The sequence below is a fragment of the Sporosarcina sp. So3-204 genome (genome assembly GCF_058068165.1).
This window is the reverse complement of record NZ_CM176485.1, coordinates 1,197,296-1,220,039: the sequence shown is the minus strand read 5'-3', so window position 1 is coordinate 1,220,039 and position 22,744 is coordinate 1,197,296. Positions and strand designations below refer to the sequence as shown.

At 36.4% G+C, this 22,744-nt stretch carries 22 protein-coding genes and 1 pseudogene; 9 read left to right on the top strand and 14 right to left on the bottom strand.

Annotated features, from left to right (window positions below; all coding sequences use genetic code 11):
* Positions 1-93: 93 nt before the first annotated feature.
* From AC3RV6_RS05875 to AC3RV6_RS05860, 4 genes and pseudogenes are all read right to left on the bottom strand, one after another.
* A pseudogene (locus AC3RV6_RS05875) lies at positions 94-1,257 on the bottom strand (T7SS effector LXG polymorphic toxin); the annotation flags it as partial.
* Between the two features lie 41 nt (positions 1,258-1,298).
* Positions 1,299-2,446, bottom strand: a protein-coding gene (locus AC3RV6_RS05870; RefSeq protein ID WP_489748525.1) for an IS3 family transposase whose coding sequence is annotated in 2 segments (ribosomal slippage) — positions 1,299-2,200 and positions 2,200-2,446 — 1,149 coding nt in all. Because the reading frame shifts where the segments join, the coding sequence is not laid out codon by codon here.
* A 132-nt stretch (positions 2,447-2,578) separates the two neighbouring features.
* Entirely contained in the window at positions 2,579-3,088 is a 510-nt protein-coding gene (locus AC3RV6_RS05865; protein ID WP_489748524.1) for a hypothetical protein, read from the bottom strand.
* Positions 3,089-3,102: 14 nt separating this feature from the next.
* Positions 3,103-3,846, bottom strand: coding sequence for a hypothetical protein (locus AC3RV6_RS05860; protein ID WP_489748523.1), 744 nt, complete (start codon positions 3,844-3,846; stop codon positions 3,103-3,105).
* Positions 3,847-3,886: 40 nt separating this feature from the next.
* Between AC3RV6_RS05860 and istA the strand changes: the two genes are divergently transcribed.
* Positions 3,887-5,179, top strand: a complete 1,293-nt coding sequence (gene istA, locus AC3RV6_RS05855) for an IS21 family transposase (RefSeq protein ID WP_489746254.1) — start codon at positions 3,887-3,889, stop codon at positions 5,177-5,179.
* Positions 5,172-5,924, top strand: coding sequence for an IS21-like element helper ATPase IstB (istB, locus tag AC3RV6_RS05850; protein ID WP_489746253.1), 753 nt, complete (start codon positions 5,172-5,174; stop codon positions 5,922-5,924). Before istA ends, istB begins: the two co-directional genes overlap by 8 nt.
* A 49-nt stretch (positions 5,925-5,973) precedes the next feature.
* Here istB and AC3RV6_RS05845 read toward each other — a convergent pair whose 3' ends face one another.
* The 7 genes from AC3RV6_RS05845 to AC3RV6_RS05815 all read right to left on the bottom strand — a co-directional run bounded on the left by AC3RV6_RS05845 (position 5,974) and on the right by AC3RV6_RS05815 (position 14,053).
* On the bottom strand, positions 5,974-6,771 hold the full coding sequence (locus AC3RV6_RS05845; protein WP_489748522.1) for a ribonuclease YeeF family protein: 798 nt from the start codon (positions 6,769-6,771) through the stop codon (positions 5,974-5,976).
* Positions 6,772-7,488: 717 nt separating this feature from the next.
* Positions 7,489-8,745 carry a M20 family metallo-hydrolase gene (locus AC3RV6_RS05840; RefSeq protein WP_489748521.1) on the bottom strand — a complete coding sequence of 419 codons (1,257 nt, stop codon included), beginning with the start codon at positions 8,743-8,745 and terminating at the stop codon, positions 7,489-7,491.
* Positions 8,746-8,764: 19 nt separating this feature from the next.
* Entirely contained in the window at positions 8,765-9,475 is a 711-nt protein-coding gene (locus tag AC3RV6_RS05835; RefSeq protein WP_489748520.1) for a small-conductance mechanosensitive channel, read from the bottom strand.
* A 44-nt stretch (positions 9,476-9,519) separates the two neighbouring features.
* A complete protein-coding gene (locus AC3RV6_RS05830; protein WP_489748519.1) occupies positions 9,520-10,227 on the bottom strand; it encodes a DUF5058 family protein in 708 nt (235 codons plus the stop codon).
* Positions 10,228-10,257: 30 nt separating this feature from the next.
* Entirely contained in the window at positions 10,258-11,442 is a 1,185-nt protein-coding gene (locus AC3RV6_RS05825; RefSeq protein WP_489748518.1) for a M20 metallopeptidase family protein, read from the bottom strand.
* 215 nt (positions 11,443-11,657) lie between these two features.
* Complete coding sequence (locus tag AC3RV6_RS05820; RefSeq protein WP_489748517.1) at positions 11,658-12,509, bottom strand: YitT family protein; 852 nt, start codon at positions 12,507-12,509, stop codon at positions 11,658-11,660.
* Between the two features lie 203 nt (positions 12,510-12,712).
* Positions 12,713-14,053, bottom strand: a complete 1,341-nt coding sequence (locus AC3RV6_RS05815) for a hypothetical protein (RefSeq protein ID WP_489748516.1) — start codon at positions 14,051-14,053, stop codon at positions 12,713-12,715.
* Between the two features lie 310 nt (positions 14,054-14,363).
* On the opposite strand from AC3RV6_RS05815, the gene AC3RV6_RS05810 reads away from it, so the two are divergent.
* From AC3RV6_RS05810 to AC3RV6_RS05780, 7 genes are all read left to right on the top strand, one after another.
* Complete coding sequence (locus AC3RV6_RS05810) at positions 14,364-15,839, top strand: aldehyde dehydrogenase family protein (RefSeq protein WP_489748515.1); 1,476 nt, start codon at positions 14,364-14,366, stop codon at positions 15,837-15,839.
* A 13-nt stretch (positions 15,840-15,852) separates the two neighbouring features.
* A complete protein-coding gene (locus AC3RV6_RS05805; RefSeq protein WP_489748514.1) occupies positions 15,853-16,230 on the top strand; it encodes a carboxymuconolactone decarboxylase family protein in 378 nt (125 codons plus the stop codon).
* A gap of 36 nt (positions 16,231-16,266) precedes the next feature.
* Positions 16,267-17,139, top strand: coding sequence for an NAD(P)-dependent oxidoreductase (locus tag AC3RV6_RS05800; RefSeq protein ID WP_489748513.1), 873 nt, complete (start codon positions 16,267-16,269; stop codon positions 17,137-17,139).
* Between the two features lie 20 nt (positions 17,140-17,159).
* Complete coding sequence (locus AC3RV6_RS05795) at positions 17,160-17,972, top strand: DUF3100 domain-containing protein (protein WP_489748512.1); 813 nt, start codon at positions 17,160-17,162, stop codon at positions 17,970-17,972.
* 3 nt (positions 17,973-17,975) lie between these two features.
* On the top strand, positions 17,976-18,425 hold the full coding sequence (locus AC3RV6_RS05790; protein WP_489748511.1) for a hypothetical protein: 450 nt from the start codon (positions 17,976-17,978) through the stop codon (positions 18,423-18,425).
* Between the two features lie 120 nt (positions 18,426-18,545).
* Positions 18,546-18,701: a DUF1540 domain-containing protein gene (locus AC3RV6_RS05785; RefSeq protein ID WP_489748510.1), complete on the top strand. Its 156-nt coding sequence runs from the start codon at positions 18,546-18,548 to the stop codon at positions 18,699-18,701.
* Positions 18,702-18,856: 155 nt separating this feature from the next.
* Positions 18,857-19,651, top strand: coding sequence for a S1C family serine protease (locus AC3RV6_RS05780; protein WP_489748509.1), 795 nt, complete (start codon positions 18,857-18,859; stop codon positions 19,649-19,651).
* 195 nt (positions 19,652-19,846) lie between these two features.
* Here AC3RV6_RS05780 and AC3RV6_RS05775 read toward each other — a convergent pair whose 3' ends face one another.
* The 3 genes from AC3RV6_RS05775 to AC3RV6_RS05765 form a co-directional block, all read right to left on the bottom strand.
* Positions 19,847-20,596, bottom strand: a complete 750-nt coding sequence (locus tag AC3RV6_RS05775; protein ID WP_489748508.1) for an amino acid ABC transporter ATP-binding protein — start codon at positions 20,594-20,596, stop codon at positions 19,847-19,849.
* A gap of 304 nt (positions 20,597-20,900) precedes the next feature.
* A complete protein-coding gene (locus AC3RV6_RS05770; protein ID WP_489748507.1) occupies positions 20,901-21,557 on the bottom strand; it encodes an amino acid ABC transporter permease in 657 nt (218 codons plus the stop codon).
* A gap of 30 nt (positions 21,558-21,587) precedes the next feature.
* Entirely contained in the window at positions 21,588-22,742 is a 1,155-nt protein-coding gene (locus tag AC3RV6_RS05765) for a saccharopine dehydrogenase family protein (protein ID WP_489748506.1), read from the bottom strand.
* Positions 22,743-22,744 lie beyond the last annotated feature (2 nt).

Here is a 22,744-nt window from a genome sequence, read left to right as displayed (position 1 = left end):
CAACAATATCAGAAAAACCATGTTCCTTTGATACATGAGGGAACTCTTTTTCTATAAACGGCGTCCCTTTTTCATCTCTTCCCCAAACTGGTTTTACTTCATCAACCTTTTCCCACTTCCAACTCGTTTTCCATCTATAACAGGACCGCCAAGTTCTTCAATAACTTTAGGATTAGCTTTGTTGATTTCCACAGATTTATCGGAAACCGTATTTTTAACAGAACCTGGTTTCGTTTGCGCAATATTTTTTAGTGCCCCGCCCCCTGCAGCCGTTGTCATAAGCCCAAAACTGTTCATCCAATGCTCTTTTGATAATAAATCTTCTGGTGCCAAAGCCTCCTTAACCATTCCAGCAAAACCTACTGTTATATAGTTTGTGAAATCAAAAACTGAGTCATTCCACTTAGTTGCTCTGTCTTTAGCACCTGAATAGATACCATCTGAAACGCCGATAGTTATATAATTAACGAAATCATAGGGTGAATCAAATGCTTTATCCCATCTTGTACTTAACCCATCATAAGCATCAACGCCTATCTCTTTGAAGCTATTCCATGATTTTGAAAATAAATTAGTAGAGGCTTCCTTTGTATGGGTTCCATATTCCCCAGTAGTATATTGCCTAATCAAATAATCAATTGGTGTTGCTGTAGTCGTCATTCCTGAAAATCCGTAGTTGCTAACCCCATAAAAGTTAGATAAATCATTTACATATATTTGCCCGTCTATCACTTTATAACGACCTGCAATGTGAGCATCTAATTTCGTTGCTAGTCGTTCATCTATACCATTAATGCCGGATATTCCCTCCATCGCATCCATGCGTTGAGTTAAATCAGTCAAAAGGTTATTTTCAGCTGCTAAAATCGCCCATCTGTCCATCGGGAAATTAATATTCGTTACGCCGTCAGTGACCAATCCTTCCATATCCGAAAGCCATGTCGACATTGTTAGAAGAGCATTTTCAAATGTTGCTAGTCTGTTCGTTTGAGTTGCATCGAATTCATTTAAATCATTTACAGTTTGATTCCGTTTTCTTCGTGCATGGTGAACCCCTTCATGTACTTCACTGTCATCCAAATGCGGAAGTCCGACGATATCTGCGACTTGCCTCATAATATCATTCGCGTCTGTCGTAAGATCACTTGTTATTTCTGAAATCCTTGTGAATCCTTCTTCAACATCGCCCTCCAAAAATCCTTCACGAATAAACCCATTTGTATCAGGTTCTAAGTAATCTAGCGCTAATTCCATTTGGGTAAGAGTTCCATAGTAAAAGGTGGATAGTCAACACTAATTCAAACAAAACTATTAAGGGATATTGCTTTATAAGCAACTGGACTTAAGTAGCCTAATGTACCGTGTGAACGGATATTGTTGTACCAATTGACGTAATCAAAAAGTTCAAGCGACAGTTGATCAAGCGTTTGATAGTGCGCGCTGTTAATCAATTCTGTTTTTAAAATCTTAAATGTAGCTTCTGCCACCGCATTATCATAAGGGTTTCCCTTTTGGCTAAGAGATCTCGTAATTTTATAATCACTTAATAGCTCATCGATGCCAACGTTTTTAAATTCTGAACCACGGTCTGTATGAAACAAGTTCACAGTTCCTAGTGGGTATTTAACTGAATCGAACGCACGTTGAACTAGGGCTGCGTCTTTTTGTGCGCCGACGCTCCACCCGACAATTTCACGATTATATAAATCAATTAAAAAACAAACATAATTCCAACGACGTCCAACTTTTACATACGTTAAGTCGCTAACTAACACGGACATTTCTTTATCCACTTCAAATTCTCGGTTTAACACATTTCGAATAGATTCTTCATTAGGGCTTGTCGCCATTGGCTTATACGATGGTTTAGCATACTTCGATTCGAGGCCTAGCGCGCTCATTAAACGGCCAATTCGACGTCTGGAGACCGGAAATAATGCTTCCTCTTTATCTAATTCAATCTTTATTTTTCGAGTTCCGTAGACTTTGCGATTGTCATTAAAAACATTTGTGATTTTTTCTTTTAATACGCATTCTTCTGCTAATTTTTCTTGTTCTTTTTGAGCAGCTATTTCAGTTTCATAATAGAAAGTACTACGTGCAATTTGAAGGACTTTACACATTGCTGATACCGAATATTTGTGGCGATTCTTTTGAATAACCTCTATTTTCGTCCCATGATCAGCGCGGCTTGCTTTAAAATATCAACTTCCATTTCAAGTTGCTTGTTTCGCTTGCGGAGTTCAATTACTTCTTGTTCTTCTAGAGATCTGTTGTCTTTCTCTTTGAAAGAACCAGACGCTCTAAATTGTTTAATCCATCTATCCAATGCAGACGGCGTTAATTCGTATTCTTCAGTAATTGCTTGTCGGCTTTTCCCATTTTCGTAGAGTGCAACGACTTGTTTTTTAAAATCTGTTGAAAACGTTCTTCTTTTTGTGGACATAGTAGATCTCCTCACTTCTTTTGTATAATTCTACATGCCCTTAATTTAATTGTCCAACTAAGTGTAACCTATTCAAAAACCTTGAAGGCATATTAGCCAATCAAGGTTCAATTTTTTCTATTTCGTAACACTTTATTTAAATGCTTCTTCTAATATATTCTTTTCATGTTCTAATATGCCACTTACTATAATGCCACAAACCATTTTATTTATATCTAATGCAAATCCCACATTATCATTTTGTACAATTGACACAGTATCATTTTCCGAAAATGAAATTACAACCTTATCAATCCCTATATATACATTCAATTTACTATTTTCATCTATATACGTCTTATCGGCATATTCTTCAACTTGAAAATTAGGTATGCCTTTAATCAAAGTTATATTTTTCATATCTAAGTTCAAACTTTCCAACTCGTGTATGTTTTCACTCAAAACTAGTGTAATAGAACGGATATTTCCAGTATATTTTCCTATTCCTATTTCAATTAAAGATTTCTTGAAATCCCCAGTTCGCCAATAGATCGTTGGTTCCTTTGATATATTCCAAGTACCGAATTCTATATTAATCGGTGTATAAACATCATATTCAATATTTATAGACTGACTTTCTTTATATTCTGTTACTTTTAACATAATCATGTCTCCTTCTAAGGTCTATATACAGCGTGCTTAATTACCAGTAGTAATCCGTCTCCACGAGGTTTACTAAATATTAACTCCCATTTGCTTACGTTCATAATTTCTTCATATTTGACACCTTCATTAATAGCTTTCTTTACGGAGCTTTCGAAACTTGACAATAAAGTTTGACTATTTATCGGCATACCATGTGTAGTCGCATCTCTTGTTATATACTCTACCATATGTTTTGTTCCATTTGGATGAATCCAAAATTTTTCACCATCTACTGCTAATTCAAATGATTTTGGTATTTTTGTACCTTTATAAACTGGTTGAGTAATTTTTATATTTCCCCACACTGTACCATCATCTAAAACATTACCCGCGCCCTTAGATTTCTCCCCAACCGTAGATACCTTCATGTTAGAAAGATTTCCTTTATATTTGACAGGTTTATTTCCCGTGAAGAGGGGGAGCAATCCTTTTTTGAATCCTTTTTTGATGATTCCCTGCGGACTGACATAATCTACGAACGCAAGAGGCGTGCCTTCAAAAAAGCAATCGAGTTCACGGACACCGCCATCATCGAATTCTTCTTCTACCGCTTTTACCACTTCGTATTGAATCGGTTTTCTTGTCCCTAGTTGGTATTCTTTGATGATGAGGCCGTTTTCATAGAGGTGGAATTTCAACAGATTGTAGTTTCCATAGGCTCCACGTATAAATGATAGTTTAGATATGTACACAAATGCTTGAATAAATATGTACAAACTTAATTGTAATCCTCATAATTATTATGAGGTGATTGGAATGTATCTACAGTTAGATATTCAAACAGAAATAGAGATAAAGAGTCTTTGTGATTTATCCAAACTAAAAACACTAATGGAGAACTTAAAAATGAAAATAAACAAAAGCCAGTTAGCTAGAGAATTAGGTGCAGATCGTCGCACGATTGATAAGTATTTAAATGGTTTTACACCCAAGCAAACGAGAAAGAAAGAATCTAAAATCGATAAAAATTATGAAGATATCGCGGAGTTGTTATCCACAGAATCCAAACAAGTTTTTTATTACAAAAGAGTTTTATGGCAGTACTTAAAAGATAACCATAATCTACAATGTTCACAATCTAATTTTGGTGCTTATATTAATCGAAAGCCAGAATTCAAGGCGTACTTCGATGATGGTAAACGTACAACATCAAGTGCATCATCCGGTATTCGTTACGAGACGAAGCCTGGTGAACAAGCACAGCTAGACTGGAAAGAGAGCATCCGTTATGAAATGAAAGATGGTGAAATCATATATGTTAACGTAGCAGTGTTACTACTTTCTTATTCAAGATTTAGAGCGTTTCATTTAAGTATTTCAAAATCACAGGCTGTCTTATTATCATTTATGACAGAAGCATTTGAAGTTTTTGGAGGCGTACCGAAAGTGATTGTGACAGACAATATGAAAACTGTAATGGACGATGCTAGAACAGACTATTTCAAAGGTGTTGTAAATAACAAGTTTACTCAATTTGCACAGGATTTTGGTTTTAAAGTCCAACCTTGTGTTGCTGGGAGACCTAGAACAAAAGGAAAAGTAGAAGCGCCCATGAAACTGTTAGATGAGATTCATGCTTACCAGGGGAAGTTCAATTATGAAGAATTGCACGAATTCGTGCAAAAGCTATGTACACGCATTAATCAAAGTGTCAATCAGGGAACGAATAAGATTCCACTTTTTGCGCACAAACAAGAAAAGAACCTCTTACTCCCCCTACCACAGGACAAAGTAAAAGATTCTTACAAAATCAAACATACACTTGTAAAAGTCAATGCCTCAAACATGATTTCCTACAAGTCAAACCAGTACTCAGTTCCAGCCAAGTATCAGGGAAAGACGGTCGGGTTACAAGTATATGATGATCATTTATATATCTACTATACCATGGATTTAATTGTGCAGCATAAGATAACTACAGCAAAACTAAATTATAAAGAAATACATTACAAAGATACACTCGCCAAAGCAATTCCGTATTATCCGGATATCGATAAATTAGCTAAACAAAACCTGGAAGCAATTGGTGAGGTGTATAGAAATGAATAATAGTTATCAGCAACTAATCCAAAACTTGGAGTACTTAAAAATGAAACAAATGACACACCATTTAGGAGAAGTCGTCGACTTCAGCATTAAAAATGAATTGTCATTTATCGATACTTTAGTCAAACTTACAAATTACGAGATTGATGTGAAAGAACAAAATATGATTCACGCAATGGTTAAGGTAGGTGCGTTTCCTCACCGAAAAGAGGTCGCAGAATTTGATTTTGAATTTCAACCAAGTATTAATAAGCAGCAAATTCAAGATTTCACTTCATTACGCTTCCTCGAGGCACAAGAGAATATTGTGTTTTTAGGCCCTAGTGGGGTTGGAAAAACTCACTTGGCAACATCCATAGGTATTGCGGCCGCAAAGAAACGTACTAGTACCTACTTTATAAAGTGTCATGACTTAATTCAGAACTTGAAGCGTGCAAAGATAGAGAATCGCTTAGAAGTCCGTTTAAAGCATTATACGAAATATAGACTATTGATTATTGACGAGATTGGTTACCTACCAATCGAAGCTGAGGATGCGAAGATGTTCTTCCAGCTCATTGATATGCGGTATGAAAAAAGAAGTACGATTTTAACGACGAATATAAATTTTAAAGCATGGGATGAGGTTTTCCAGGACACCAAATTGGCTAATGCCATACTAGATCGTGTTCTTCATCACGCAACAGTCGTTAGTATCGTGGGACCATCCTACAGAATAAAGGATCACCTCAAAAAGGAAGAGGAGTGATTTCTGTACATCTTTAAACAAGCGAAAGTGTACATACTTAGGTTGACATTTATACTCCACGCTCGATTGTCTCATTTCTCTTGCTTTCAAGTGTACGAAAGGCTCCTGCTGTGTTTTCTTTGCCGATTAGATGATCCTGATTACTGCACATTAGACCTACCTCTACCCCGGTAGTCTGTTGGTCGATGGCTGTTTGCAATCTGCTGTTCAGTGTAATTGCAGCCCACTGAGTAGACTCAAAATGAATATCAGTAAGCCCCTCCTGAAACAATCCTTCAATATCTGAAAGCCATGTTGACATAGTCAAAAGAGCATATTCAATCGTTGCTAGTATGTTCGTTTGAGTTACATTGAACTCATTTAAATCATTTACTGTTTGATCACGTTTCCTTCCTGCTTGTATAACACCTTCTTGTACTTCACTGTCATCTAAATGTGGGAGCCCAACAATATCTGCGACTTGACTCATAATATCATTTGCTTCTGTCGTTAGACTACTTGTTATTTCTGCAATCTTTGTAAGTCCCTCTTCAACATCGTCCTCCAGAAATCCTTCACGGATAAATCCATTCGCATCAGGTTCCAAGGCGTCTAGTGCTAAATTCATTTTGGTAAGAGTTCCTTCAAAATCAATTTTTAAAATATTGAAAAATTGCAAGAGAGGTAAATGGCAATCCTGATAAAATCTACGAATTGCATCGCCTCCTTGTCCTTTCAATGATTCATCCATTGCGACGAGCTGCTTAACAGTTGTTTCAATTGCGTTCATTTCGTTTTCAAGACGACCAAGCATGGCTATATTCCGCCGTAATACATCATGAAACGGGCTTACGTCCAATACTTTCATTATATCATCACCTTCTTGAATTCAATATCGACAAATGCGCCGAATTCATTTCCAGAATACTGATACTGTCACCAATTCTTAGTTCTAAACCAACTTCATTACCTTAATCAATCACGCCTCGGCGTGATTGCGTCCAGATTTTGAATTGAGCTTGCTTAATAAACTCCCTTCAAAATCTGTGACATCCGCCGGAGGCTTTATCTTTATTCAACAGGAGTTTGATCATCCACTGAAAAAGAAGTAAAATTGCATTACTCTCACCATCTATAGAGGTGGGAGTATTCTGCTGAATGAAGATAAATAACATTATGAATCTAGTATGTAAAAGAAACCCAAAATAAGGATAAGTAGGTTATAGTCCTATCATCCTAGAATTTATTATAATAATAGATTCCCATTTATTAAACGAGTCATTTCTTTGGATTTTCAGCTTTAACACCACACTTAAGTAACATACTAATCTCCTGAACCCATCAAAATCAGCACTTTATAATCAATTTAGATAAATGACTTCCACTTTCCATATTTTGATTTAATGTATCTAACTTCTCTTGCTTCTTTATTATTAACAACATTCACATATTACTTGAATAACATCATGCTAAACGCCGTGATCTCCACAAAAAAAGAGCTAAAACCTTTGCGGTTTAAAGCTCTTTTTATCACTCTATTTTTTATTAATGAACAAAACTTGATACTAGTTCCGATATTGGACTATTAACTGTGTATATTGCTTAAACGCATTGTTGTACGTAATAATAATTCAGCACCCATTGAGATATCTTCTTTCGATGAATATTCAAGCGGATTGTGGCTGATGCCATCTTTACTGCGCACAAAAATCATTCCGTATTTGCATACTTCAGCCATTATGATTGCGTCATGGAAAGGACCACTCATCAATTCTGGTACTTCAGTATCCATAACAGCACTTTCTTCACGCATGATTTGTATAATTCCTTCATCACAATATTTAGGTTCAACATTGGATTCTTCGGTAATTACAAAATCTAACCCATGTTCATAGGAAATTTCTTTAACACAGTTTCTTAATTCTAGTTCGTACTGATTACGACGTTCTAGGTTAATATCACGTAAATCGATCGTAAACGAAACCTTATCAGGAATGATACTTCTTGCATTTGGGAATACTTCAATATTTCCTACTGTACCAACAGTCGATGCATCAGGATCTTGATTCACAATATCATTGAAAGTACTGATTATTTTAGAAGCACCAACCAATGCATCTCTGCGTAAATTCATCGGAACCGAACCTACATGACCTGAAAAACCAGTGAGCTCTATTTTCAACCAAAGAGGACCAGCTATTCCCGTTACGATACCGATTGCTGCATCTTTCACTTCTAAGACTGGCCCTTGTTCGATGTGTAATTCTAAATAGGATGCAATCGAGCCTTCGGTATACATAGACTCCGAAAGTTTAGTAGGATCACAACCACACTCAATTAATGCATCTCTTCTAGTCATTCCATCTTTATCTTCTCGATCTAACTCATCCTCATCCAATTGACCAACAATTCCACGGCTGCCGAAAAGTCCTTTATTAAACCTAAAGCCCTCTTCATCACAAAATGCGACGACTTCTATCGGCATTTCAGGTACTAAATCATTTTCAATAAAAGTTTGTAAAACTTCTAATCCTGCTAAGACACCAATCGTCCCATCATATTTCCCTCCGTATGGCTGAGAGTCTATATGTGAACCAATCATTAGCACGGGTGCGTTTGGATTTTTTCCTTCAAGGCGTCCTATCAGGTTTCCGAAATGATCTACTTTCGTGTTTAATCCAGCTTTATCCATCCATTGTTTTACTAGCTGTAAACCATCCATATATTCTTTTGATAAAGCTAGTCTACAAACACCAGTTTCTCCAAATTTTCCAATCTCAGCAAGACGTTCAATATTGTCATTTAATCTAATTTCATTAATTTTAAAATGTTTTTCAATCATACTGAACCACCACCTATAATTAATTAGCTGAAGAAGATGTATTCTCTTTTTTCTCTTTAGTTTTTTCAATAAAAAGAATAAGGCTTACTGTAATTATAACGCAAGTAATGATTTTTATCAGGCTCGGGATTGGAGAGAATAGTACACCCATTCCGATTACAAGAGCCAAAATGCCATATACAGGCGTTTTAAATGCAAATTGTCCAAGTACTGCACCGAAAATTGCTGGTAGTACAAAACCGAACATTTCCTCAACTGCAGGGGGTAGTATTGTAACGAGATATGAGCCACCTAAGATGACAAATATAATGATAACTGTATTAACTAAACAAGCAATTGCTATACCGAATACACCCGCGATTTCCGCTTTTCTTGAACCAGGTTCAGCGCCAATCGCTTCTTGAGCGGCAGCGGAGCACGGTAGACACATATTCGCAATGTTTCCTGATAAAAAAGCAAGATACGTTCCCGCAATTCCCAATACAGGGAAGTATGTAATTGGTTCCAAAACCCATAAAATACCGATAAAACTCGCATAGCCAATGACACCTGTCACAATAGGACCCCACCCAGGATGAGCACCTAACACAAATGATAGATATAATGGGGCCATAAGCGTTGTCAATATTGCTGCAACAAGCGTCAAGCGCCCCCAAAAGTGTGCACTTTTATGAAAGGCATCCATACTACTATTTTCAGTTTCGGTTGATTTATCCATATTAATAACCAATAATCTTCCTCCTCAAAATAAATCTTTTATAATTAAATTTCACATTAAAGAATCATAGAAATATATCCACCTATCATGCCTAAAAGCATAACAATTCCTAGCGCCCACTCTTTTAACCATGTCGCATTTGTTTTTTTAGCAATTCCCTGTACAGCAAACATAGCTAATAAAGCTACAATTCCCGCAACAGTATGGTTTTCACTTTTAACCATTTGGTCACTTGCCAGGTACGCAAAAGCACCAAGCATCGCAGCAGAAGAAACAATCACCATTACTTTAGGATTGCGTTTCTTAACTTTTGATTGCGTTTTAGCAAGAGATTTTGTAAAAATAGCCGTTACGATTAACCAGCCCATTCCTCCTAAACACATTGTCCATACAACCGTTGAGAATGCTTCCAATGTAAAACCCGCTCCGCCTAAACTAACACCAAACGCCTTCGCACCTATTTCAGCTGCGGCCGCTTCTGTTGCGGCTGAACCTACTATTCCGATTCTCATAAGCGTCATCGGGGAACCAAGTAATGCTATTAAAGATACAATGACAATACCAATTGCAAAAGACGGTCCTAATGAGCTAATAAAACCAGTTCTAATCGATATCTTTACTTCTTCCGGTGTCATTCCAACCTCTGGCGCTGTTTTTGATGCTAACCTTAAGAAGACAATTGCTTGAAAAATTACAATTGCGATGACTATAAATGCAACTATCCATAGCGGTATGCTATTTGCAGCACTCATAATTTCTTTCATTTATTTATTCCTCCTAAAAAAATTGTATTCTTAACCTTCATTACTTGATGAATAATCAAGTACGCTTGCAATAAATAACTTACCAATATTAAGCATGACTTCTTCTTTTGCATTAAATTTCGCATGGTGTAAAGGAAATACTTGGTTAGCATTTTCCATCGCAGCGCCTGCCCAGAAAAAAGTACCCGGAACTTTTTTCAGATAATAAGCAAAATCCTCCATCACCATTTGCGGAGCCATATGCTGCACTACATCTTCACCAAATAACTCTTTGGCTACTCTTTCTACACGTCTTGTTTCACCTATATGATTTTTAACAGCCGGATAGCCACGTACATATTTGTATTCAACAGATGCTCCTTGCCCATTACAAGTTGAAACTGCCATTTTTCCTAATGCTTCTTCAATAAGATCACGTACATCTTCATCAAACGTTCTAACTGTACCCGTAATATTCACTGTATCAGGAATTACATTGAAACCTTTACCACCTGTAAAAGAAGTGGCTGAAATAACTGCCGGCTTAAGTGGATCTACTTGACGGCTAACAATCGTCTGTATGTTTAACAACAGTTGGCTACCTAATATAAGTGGATCTACCGTTAAATGTGGTTTAGCTGCGTGCCCACCTGTACCATTTATTTCAAACTCAAAAGTATCTCCACTTGCCATTGAGTTCCCTTCTGTTACACCTATGTATCCAAGTGAATCTAATGGGCTAACATGAGCCCCGTAAACGACGTCAACACCGTCTAGGCAGCCATCTTCAATCATGAATTTAGCGCCTCCTGGTATGACTTCTTCTGCAAATTGATGAATAAAAACAACCGTTCCTTCTAATTCTTCCTTATGTTCACTTAATACCTTTGCAACCCCTAATAAGCCTGCAGTATGTAAATCATGTCCACACGCATGCATTACATCCGGCACTTGGGATTTATACGCTATATCTTTTTCATCTTGAATTGGTAACGCATCGAAATCTGCCCGAAGCGCAACTGTTTTACCCGGTTTCCCGCCTTTTAAAGTTCCTACTACTCCACGGCCGCCAACTTCAGTTCTAACGTCTAAGCCTAGCGCTTTTAAATAGGCTGCTATTTTCTTTGGTGTCTCAACTTCTTTATGTGAAAGCTCTGGATGCATATGGAGGTCTCTTCTAAACGTCACCAATTCCGGAAATATTTCTTCCAATCTGCTAAACATCTTTTCAATCATTTATCTCAGTCCTTTCATTTTTTTATTAAGTCGAACTTGTAAAAGTGTTTATATTGTTTTAAATACTACTTTAATAAACTTATCAAGTCTTTGTGCTCTAAGGACAAAACATCCAACAAAATTTATCCCTTAGAGACATTCAAATAAACGAAGGCTTTGTGAACCAGCTGTAACTGGTTCACAAAGCCTTCGTTTTTTATGATAATGCAATGAAATCAATCATACTGCGCCCTAGAAAAACCGCGTCCTAAAATTTCGGATGCATTTAAGAAGATTACAAAAGAATTGGGTTCTCTCTCTTTAATAAGCTTCTTAAAATAGATAGCTTCTACCTGATCGACAACACATAAAATCATTGTTTTTTCTTCGTCTGTAAAACCACCAATTGATTGTACTTTTGTTAATCCGCGGTTTAACTCTTCACTAATCAGTGCCTGTATTTCTTTTTCTTTATCCGTAATAATTAGGATTAATTTCGTTGTAGATGTATTTAACTGAACGAAGTCAATCACTTTACTTGTTACGTAAATTGACATTAAAGCGTATAAAGCCAGCTCGAAACTAAAAAAGAATGCGGATGCAACAACGACTAGCCCATCAACTAGTAATTGTGAAAAACCACTTGATATCCCAGTAAACTTTTTTAAAACTTGTGCAATCAATGCAGTACCGCCTGTTGAACCATTACCACGGTAAACAATACCAAGTCCGACACCAAGCATAATACCACCGTAAATCGCACTGAGCATCGGATTATCAATAACAAGCTTAATATCAGCTGAAATCCAAATAACAAAAGGTAAATAAAGTGTACCAAACAAAGTTTTACTGCTGAAATCTTTTCCCACAAAAATAAACGCTATGAGTAAGAGAGGGATGTTAATAAGCCATTGTACATATGCAGGGTTGTACTCGAAAGTTTCGTATAGAATTGTACTAATACCTGAAACCCCGCCAGCTGCAATCTTTGAAGGCAAGAGGAAAATATTAAATGCTAACCCGACTATTGTTGCGCCAACCATTATTTGTAGATAATCAAATACGATTGACTTCTGAAACTTACGCATAATACTTTTACGACACCTTCCATAATGAACTCTCTTCATTTTATCAAAAAAATCACCTCACGTCTTACCATACGAAAAAACACTACTAATATATGACCTAAGTCAAACATTCAGCAGTGTTATCAGAACAAAGATGATGTATATTTTTAGTCAAGCTTCATTCATGTAAAATACTAGTTAAGTCGACTAATAACCTAGCAACTTTATTTAGTAATCGCTAATTTATATACTTTCCTAGGTCTTCCGCGTCCTGGTGGTTGCTCTTCACTAATAACCTCCGCAAAACCAGAAACCTCCAATTGTTTTAATAATCTGCTAGAAGTTCTTAAAGAAACGTCAAAGGCTTCTGCAAGTTGATGAACCGTTAAATTATTATTATTATTTTGTTGCAGCAATGACAAAATACGAGATATTGTAACTGCACTTAAATTTGATTGCTTGGAAATCTCTTTTAAGTGATCATCTTCTAAACTTGTCGAGAATGTTAATGGAGAACTATCATCTTTTAGTAATGGGCCGCTAATATTACCATTTGGAAAAGTAATATAAGCACAGGACTTTTTCTTAGTTTCGGAAAACTTCATTGCTTTTTCAGCATAATATTCAGCTTTAGAATTTTCATCACCAATACCAATTCCTACAGAAATTCTTGTACCCATTGTTTCATCTAATTCTTTTATTAGCGGGAAGCTCCTAAAATGATTTGTGTACTTTTTAAAAATATGTTTATTTGTATAAATATTTGCTTGATTATCATTGGAAAAAGTTATGGATGCCTTATGATACTCGCAAAAATCAAGTACAGTTTTTTCAAATTTTAATTTTTGTCGATAATAATCATACCGATTTTTTGGGCGGCGATCGGATTCATGCCATTTTATTAAAATAGCTGTCGTCTGTAGGTCATTGCTATGCACAATCTTAGAATTTGCGTATAACAATTCAAGTGCTGCATTTACTGAAGAATATGTTGGAATCACTCTTTTTACTGGAACATTTCTTTTCTTTAGCTCATCAGCAACACTAGTTAAACATGTAATTGCATATTTACTTTCGCCCATTTTATAACGTTCTTCATGAGCATTTACCCAATCATTTGTAGTGAAAGTTGAATCCCCCTCAATCTTAAGTACATTTTCCTCAAATAAATTAATTTCACTCAAAGAGTCTTGTACCTCCGACTTACTTAACACATCTATTGTAAAGGGGGTGAATGCAGCAATTGAACCTTTTTTTTCTACCGCAAGTTCATACAAAGTTTTATAAAGTGCTGAGCCATCAAAACGAAGTGTAATCAGTGAAAAATCATCATCTTCTATACTTGTTTTTCTTTTTTCGATATAAACTTCATAAGCTATTTGGCCAGTAAAAAATAGTAAATCACATTCATTTAATAATTCATTGTCAAGCACCCTCGTGTCCTCAACTTGTTGAATAATAAAAAGTTTATAGTCAATATTTTTCATTCTTTCCATATTAAACTGATTGATGATTTGTTCTACTAAGTCACTAGGACCTATTATACCAACTAAAATTTTTTCCATCAGAAATAAGTCCCCTTTCGGCTTTGTAGTATAATTCATAAATTTCAGAGCATGAGTTAACGTTACTTCCGTTTGTTAGTAACCAGTATATAGCTCAATCATTAATAAATAAAGATTAGCTACTCCTACTCTACCATTGTCAACCTATAAATCTGTTATCAGATTGTTTCGGAAATACACTTGCATTTTAAAAAATAATGCCCTACTATATAAATAATAACTTAATTAAAGACTATTAATCAACCATGTCATTAATTATTCATTAAGTTATTAAAGTATGACACAAAATAAAACCTAAGGAGAAGATAACATGACTGAATCTATTAACACGATTGGACATTTTATTAATGGTATAGAAGAAAGCATGACAGAAAATTACTTCTCGTCATATAATCCCGCGACAGGTGAGGAAATCGCTCGGCTATCACAAGGTACAACAAATGATGTCGACAGAGCTGTAAAATCTGCCAAGCAAGCTTACACTGACACATGGAAAGATATGAGTCCTTCAGATAAGGGAGATATTTTAAGAAATATTGCCCGTAGAATTAGGAAAGACAAAGATTTATTCGGAAAAACAGATACGATGGACGCAGGAAGACCAATAACGCATACGACTAACGGTGACACGGAAGCCATTGCACGATTATTCGATTTCTTTGCAGCTTTGCCGGAGGTCGCAAGAGGTGCAACAGTTCCTACCGCATCACCGATCTTAAATTACTCGGTGAGAGAACCATACGGGGTAATTGGTGCGATAGTGCCTTGGAACTTCCCGATGATTAACGTTGCAACAAAAATTGCCCCAATATTAGCTTGTGGTAATACCGTTGTACTCAAAGGTGCTGAACAAGCTCCTCTGGCCGCAAACCTCTTAGCAAAAATAGCAGTTGAAGAAGGCTTACCTCCAGGTGTATTTAATGTCGTTAACGGCGGAGCCGAAACAGGTGAAGCAATCGTCTCTCATCCAGACATTAAAAAAGTCACATTTACTGGCTCTTCAAAAATAGGTCAGGAAATTTTAACTAATAAAAGTGGCATAAAATCTTCCACACTTGAATTGGGCGGCAAGACAGCTAATATTGTTTTTCCAGACGCTACAATCGACTCTGCAGTAGAAGGTACTTTATTTACCGCATTTATGAACCAAGGGCAAACATGCACAGCTGGGACAAGACTTTTACTCCATGAAGATATTAAAGACGAATTCTTAGATAAATTGATTGTTAGAATTAAAGAACTACATATTGGTGACCCACTAGATGAAAACACACAAATAGGGGCCGTCATTACGAAGCAGCAGTTAGATAGAATTGAAGACTATATCGAAATTGGGAAATCCGAAGGTGCCACACTCTTAACAGGTGGTAAAAGAAAAATCGTTAAAGGTTTTGAAAGCGGTTTATTCATGAGTCCAACAGTCTTCACAGACGTTACACCTGACATGAGAATTGCTCAAGAAGAGATCTTCGGCCCAGTTCTTTCTGTCATTACTTTTAAAAATGAAGAAGATGCTTTAGAGATTGCAAACGGAACAAGATATGGTCTTGCCACAATCTTATGGACGAATGATGTGAAAAAAGTTCACAGCTTAGCTAATAAATTTGAATCTGGCATTGTTTGGGTTAATACAGTCCACACACTCTCCCCTAGTTCTGGTTACGGCGGATACAAAGACAGCGGTATCGGATTAGAAGAAGGAATGGAAGCAATGGAGCAATATATGAGACTGAAAACAATTTGGATAAACTACGGCGAATATGTGGGACCATTTCAAAAAAATTAAAGGAGTGTAATTAATGAATCCAGATAATTTTAAAGAAGGCTTTAAAGCACGTGAAGAAGTATTAGGTAAAGAAAATGTTGAAAATTTTATAGCGAATACTAATGATTTTAATCGTTCATTCCATGAATTAGCGATGGAGTATTGCTGGGGCGATATATGGAATCGTCCCGGGCTTGATCGCAGGACAAGAAGTCTAGTGAATATTGCTCTTTTAACAGCTCTTAACCATCAAAATGAATTAAAGATTCATCTCGACGGTGCGATTAGAAACGGCTGTACAAAAGACGAAATTGAAGAAGTGTTGCTTCAGTGCTCAGTCTACTGTGGAGTCCCTGCCGCCGGTAATAGTATCGCGACTGCAATGGCCTATTTTAATGAAAAAGAAATGTGAAAACTAGTCGATATTAAATAATGAAGAGGTGCTATATTGGTTACAATCGGAATAATAGGTTGTGGGTTAATGGGAAAAGGCATTACTAAAAACTATGTAAAGGCAAAGTATAATGTACTAGTCTATGATCCAGACCCAAAAGCAATTCAATGGATTAATGAAAATGGCGCTATTGCTGTAAGTTCACTTCAAGAACTTAGTAGTGAAGCTACAATCGTAATTGCTTCTTTACCTACAGTAGATATTGTTCAAGAGACTTTTCTCGGGGAAAATGGTGTTTTCAATACGATTAAAAAAGACTCAGTTATTATCGATATGAGTACAACGGATGCAAATACCGCTATTCAGTTATCAGAAGAAGCAAAAGAAAGAAGTCTCTATTATTTTGATAGCCCTGTAAGTGGTGGTCCTGATGGCGCTAAAAACGGAACACTTACATTAATGATAGGTGGTGATAAAAATAAATTTGAAGAAATAAAAACTATATTGGGAGTTGTCGGTAAAGATCTTTATTATTTAGGTGAAAGCGGCAACGGACAAATTGCAAAACTTTGTAATAATATGATCGTCTCTTCTATGGTATTAAGTCTTGGCGAAGCGTTCATCACTGCTGAAAAAGCTGGACTAAGTCGTGAAAAGCTTGCAGAGGTTCTTGCAACCGGAAGTGCTACAAAGGTTTTTGATGTTTTTGGACCTAATATTATTAACCAAGATTATGAAAATGTATTATTTAGTCTGAATCACATGCACAAAGATTTATCTTTATATGTAGACACTGCTGCAGCTTTATCATCCCCCTCTTTTCTAGGTGGAATTACTTATCAGCTCTTTGAAGCTGCCAAAGCAACTGGAAAAGGTCATAAAGATACGACTGCCGCAGTTGAACTTATTGAAAGCTTATCAAAGTAATTAACTAAAGGAGGAAAATAATGAAACAGTCAAAAGAAATGGCGTTATTAAAAGATTGGAAGCTTCATCTAATCGTCCTAATTATCGTTATAATTACTGAAAGAATTGGTCAGTTTTCAATTAAAGTAGGACCAGGCGCAATTTTACTATTACCAATGCTTTATGCTTTAATTCTTGGATTAATCCTTTATTTCACGCCTGTTGTCAAAGAAAAACAATCGGTTAATGCTGAGCCTTTAATCGTAATAGGTGTCGGTATGTTAGTTGCAAAAATCGGTGTAATTATCGGACCACAGATTATGAGTATCATTGAAATGGGTCCTGCTTTATTATTACAAGAACTTGGTAATCTAGGTACCATATTCTTAGCTTTACCAGTTGCAATTCTATTAGGTATGAAAAGAGAAGCGATTGGTATGACTCACTCAATTGGTAGAGAACCAAATATTGGCTTAATCGCAGATAAGTTTGGATTCGACTCGCCTGAAGGTCGCGGCGTTATGACAATGTATATTTTCGGAACTGTTTTCGGAGCAGCTTTTCTTGGTTTAATTTCAGGTTTTCTTGCTACATATACACCAATGAGCCCATTATCATTTGCAATGGCATCCGGAGTTGGTAGTGGAAGTATGATGGCCGCAGGTAGTGGCGCATTAGTTGCTGCATACCCTGATATGGCTGATCAAATTGTTGCTTTAGCGGGTGCAAGTAACTTAATTTCAACTGCTTTCGGACTTTACTTCAGTATCTTCATTGGGTTACCTCTTGCTGAGAAACTCTATAATGTAATGACGAGAAACAGAGATAAAAAAGCGTTAAAAGGAGTTGATTGATAAATGGCTAAAATTGTAGAATGGTTTTTGATTTTAGTAATATTCGGTGCTGTTGCATTAGTTGGTAATTCAGTAGGTTATGATGTGCTACCACTTACTGCACTTCCAGGTATGATAGTTTTAATACTCGTAACTTTAGCAGGTATGACTTTAGCTAAAGTTATTCCAGGTAGTTTTCCAAGTGTTGGTTATATTGCCCTTGTCGGTATCATTATTTCACTACCATCATTTCCAGGTGGAGAACAAGTTGTAGCATGGGTAGGCCACATAAGTATCCTTGCAATTGCAACGCCTATTTTAGCTTACGCAGGTATATCAATCGGTAGAAGCTGGGGAGACTTCACTAAACTAGGATGGCGCGCTTTAGTCGTTGCAACTTGTGTATTCTTAGGCACATTCCTCGGTTCTGCAATCATTGCTGAAATTGTATTACGTATACAAGGAATTATTTAAAAATTATTGGAACACAAGCTAATCACTTGATTAGCTTGTGATTTTTTTATTTCCTTCCAAAATATACAGGTTGATTTACATATAATTTGGACAAGATAAAGAAAGAGGAGGTGTTTGTATATGGGACAAAAAATACTTTGTGAAGTTAACAATTGTAAGTTTTGGGGCCACGGTAATAATTGCCAGGCAGAAGAAATTTATGTAGTTAGTAAAAAAGGAACTCACGCTTCCCACAGTGAAGAGACAGATTGCAGCACTTTTGTACCTCACGCTTAATTTTCACCTCTTTTTTTGGAAACCAGGTAATGTTATTTATAACATTACCTGGTTTTTCTATTTATCGAAAGTGGATTCAATGACATCTACTTTGAATTAATCCAACATATATGGCACTATTAAGATGGAGCAAGTAAGGAAGTGCATATATATATATGGATGATAAAGAGGATATTGATAATGATTTATTTGAAGATATTAGTGATGAGGAAATGGCTGAACTTATTTTTGAGGCACAAGAGGAAACTAAACGTAAAAAAGAACTTGGAGAGGCTGTCCAAATACCGAAAACTCGTTTTCCTAAATGGGCTTTTTGGTTAATTGCAATCGCCATGCTTGTCAATACTTTTTCCGTCTTTTTCGAAGTTTATTCCATTCCTGCTGTAGATTTTTTAAAGACATCCGCTAAACTATCAGCAAATGAAAATATTAAAACTTATAAAAAATCAGTAGTTGCGATTTCCACAGGTGATAGTAATGGAACAGGATTTTCAATCTCCAGCGATGGTTTAATTTTAACAAATGATCACGTCGTTGAAGGCTATAATAAAGTAACGGTCGCTTTCCCAGACGATGGTCGCTATACCGCAACTGTTGTTCAGTCATATCCCTCAATCGATCTCGCAGTGCTAAAAATTGACGGGCAGAACTTGCCACATTTAGAACTAGCAGAGAAAATGGAATTTGAGAAAGAAGAACCCATTCAATTTATAGGTAATCCACTAGGTTTCCACGGTATTGCAAATGAAGGAACAGTTATCGATATGATTAAATTACGTGATTGGGACGAAGAAGTTGTCATGATAAAAGCACCCGTTTATAGAGGAAATAGTGGAAGCCCTATTCTGAATATGGAAGGCAAAGTGATCGGCGTTATATTCGCTACATTAAACCACGAGGTACATGGTAAAGTTGGGCTTTTTATTCCAATTGATTATTATAAAAGGTAATTATTTTTTCTGCAATATTCGTTCTAAACAATCTTAAAGACCTCGTAACCTAAACAGTCACGAGGTCTTCTATTTTTCGTTAATAATCAATTTGTATTCACTCAATTCATAAGCATCGTAATTAATATACCAAGAATAATACCTACTACAATTGTTGCACCAAATAGCATTACTTTTTTCAAATTTTCATCCTTTCTAATCTACTTGGGCTAAAAATCGTTTCGTTCTTTCCTCTTTTGGTTCCTCAAAAATTTGCTTCGAACTCCCTTGCTCAACAATTAAACCATTATCCATAAAAACGACTCTGTCCGCAACTTCCTTAGCAAAATTCATTTCATGTGTGACAACAATCATCGTCATACCTTCTTGAGCCAAGTCTTTAATTACTTGAAGTACTTCACGCACAAGTTCGGGGTCGAGCGCAGACGTTGGTTCATCATAAAGCATAACCATTGGATTCAAAGCAAGCGACCTAGCGATAGCAACTCTTTGTTGTTGTCCACCTGATAATTGAATTGGATAGTGGTCACAACGATCACCAAGTCCTACTTTAATGAGAAGCGCATCTGCTATTTTTCTTGCCTCATCCGGTTTTATGCCGTTGATGACGATTGGCCCTTCCATGACGTTTTCAATCGCGGTTTTATGTGGGAATAAATTAAATGATTGAAATACATATCCAGTTCTTTTTCGCAACTCCCTAATTTCTTTTTTACGTTTACGATCTATCTTTCCACCTGCAACTACTTTAAAATCACCAATCTGAATGATTCCTTCTGACGGCTCTTCCAAAAAGGTTAAACATCTTAGTAAAGTCGACTTACCTGAACCACTTGGTCCCATAATAACGACAACTTCACTTTTATTAATTGTCAAATCAATACCTTGTAATACTTCATTTAAACCGAAGTGCTTCCTCAGGTTTTGTATTTTTATAATCCCCATAACTTCCTCCTAACCTTCATATTTTCAGTCGTGTTTGAGTCAATTTCATAATTACTAATTTCAACGAAATACCAGAATGTTTTTGAAAAAATGAGTTTAATTGTTCGCTAATTTTAATGGAAGTTCTATTGATTGGAGCGGAAGGCGGCGACTCCAACGGGAATTAGCGTGTCAGGTGAGACCCTGGACAGAGCGTAGCGAAGGAAGCGGCTCACCGCACGCCCCGTGGAAAGCGTCCGCCTGGAGCAGAAATCAATATTGTTCGGATATGAAAGTAGATTTTGCTATTATAAAATTGATTCACTTATCTAACTAAATAATTTGAGGACTTACTTTCTAACCTATCTAATAGTGCTGTAAAGGAAGAAATGATAACCCAATAAATCGCTGCAGCTATTAAATATATCGTCAATGGTTCAAATGTTTTCGCTATGATTAAGCTAGACATTTGTAGTAATTCCGTTACTGTAATTACCGAGACAAGTGAAGTATCTTTGATTAATACGATAAATGAATTCGATAGTGTAGGTATGGCAATTCGTAAACTTTGAGGTAGAATAATTCTTCTTAATGCTTGGGAATAGGTCATCCCCATCGAAACAGCAGCTTCCATTTGTCCGTCATCAACTGCTAATATGGATGCCCTGAAAGATTCTGAAAGATAAGCTCCAGCATTTAAACTTAGTGCCATAATGCCGGATGAAATTGGGTCTAAAGCTAATCCAATTTGAGGTAGTCCATAGTAAATAACAAATATTTGGACGAGGAGTGGTGTTCCCCTAATAATAGAAACGTAAGTACTTGCAATACCATTTAGAAATTTAACTTTTAAAATTCTTATAATTGCTGTGAAAAAACCAATGATAAGCGCAATGATTACGGATATCCCAGCTAGTAAAATTGTCATTAAAGCGGCTTTTAGTAGAGATGGCAATGAATTAATTATGATTGTCACGTCCATATATTTTCCTCCAGTCAGACCACACCATATTCAGGTGAGTATTTCCACTTTAAATCCTATTTCAATACCTAATTTATTCATTTCAGCTAAAAAAGGTTGGAATCGATCTTTTATAATTAAATTTTCAATAGGCATAACACCTGTTTCAGTAATTACTTTTGAAGCAATCCACTTGGCTGTAATTGCGGCTGGTACGGCAGTACTTTTTGCCATAGATGTAATCTTTCTTACGTGATCATATAGATCGACCATTTCCCACGTATATTTTATCGATTGACCATTTTTCAATCCACTTACCTCTACCCTTAAAACAGTTATATCCTCATTAGATTCACCCATCATCTTCGGTTCAAGAATATTCTCTGCAAATGCCCGTGGAGTTGTCTTGATTCCATCGACAGTTAACGGCGTATCATCCAGAAATCCTAGTTCACTTAAAACCTTCATTTTTTCCCAATGCCCGCTATAGCGCACTGTTTTTTCATATAAGGTTTTAACTTTATTCTTTAATACAAAGCTAGTGCTATGTGCATCAGTAATAACTGTTTCGCATTCCCCGACAGGATACGGAAAGGTAATCTTCTCCAGTCCCGAAAAAGGAGGAAGTTCGACTATCTCACCATCCTCAATTGCCATTGCAGGTTTCGTGTAAAGGCCGAGAACACTTTCCAGTCTAAAAACGACTTGATACCATAAAGGTGGAATAGGATATCTTGGAATTCCGCCACAAATCATGATCGCCTTCTCAGCTTCATCTAATCTATCGATGCCCTCAGCTGCTAGAAAGTTTGTAATTCCTGGAGCAACCCCGCAACCAGGCACAATTATAATACCCGCATCTCGTGCTTTTTGGTCGTAAGTCATTTTCTCATTATATTTAGAGCCTACCAGATCTACTAAATGACATTTCGCTTTAATTGCTGCTTTCACAGCGACTAGACTAAGAGAATGTGGGAGACAAGCTACTGCTACATCCGCATCTGTTAAAACTTTCGCTATATCATCTACCGTTTCCAACGTAGTAATATGACCCCTCACTTTGTCACTATTTGCAATGTCCAAACATTTTTCAATACTCGCTTCAAACACATCAACAGCAGTCACCTTTTTTATTTCATCGAACTTTGCTAATTCTCTAACGACTGTTGTACCAATCATTCCAGTTCCCAAAACGACGATGTGCATTG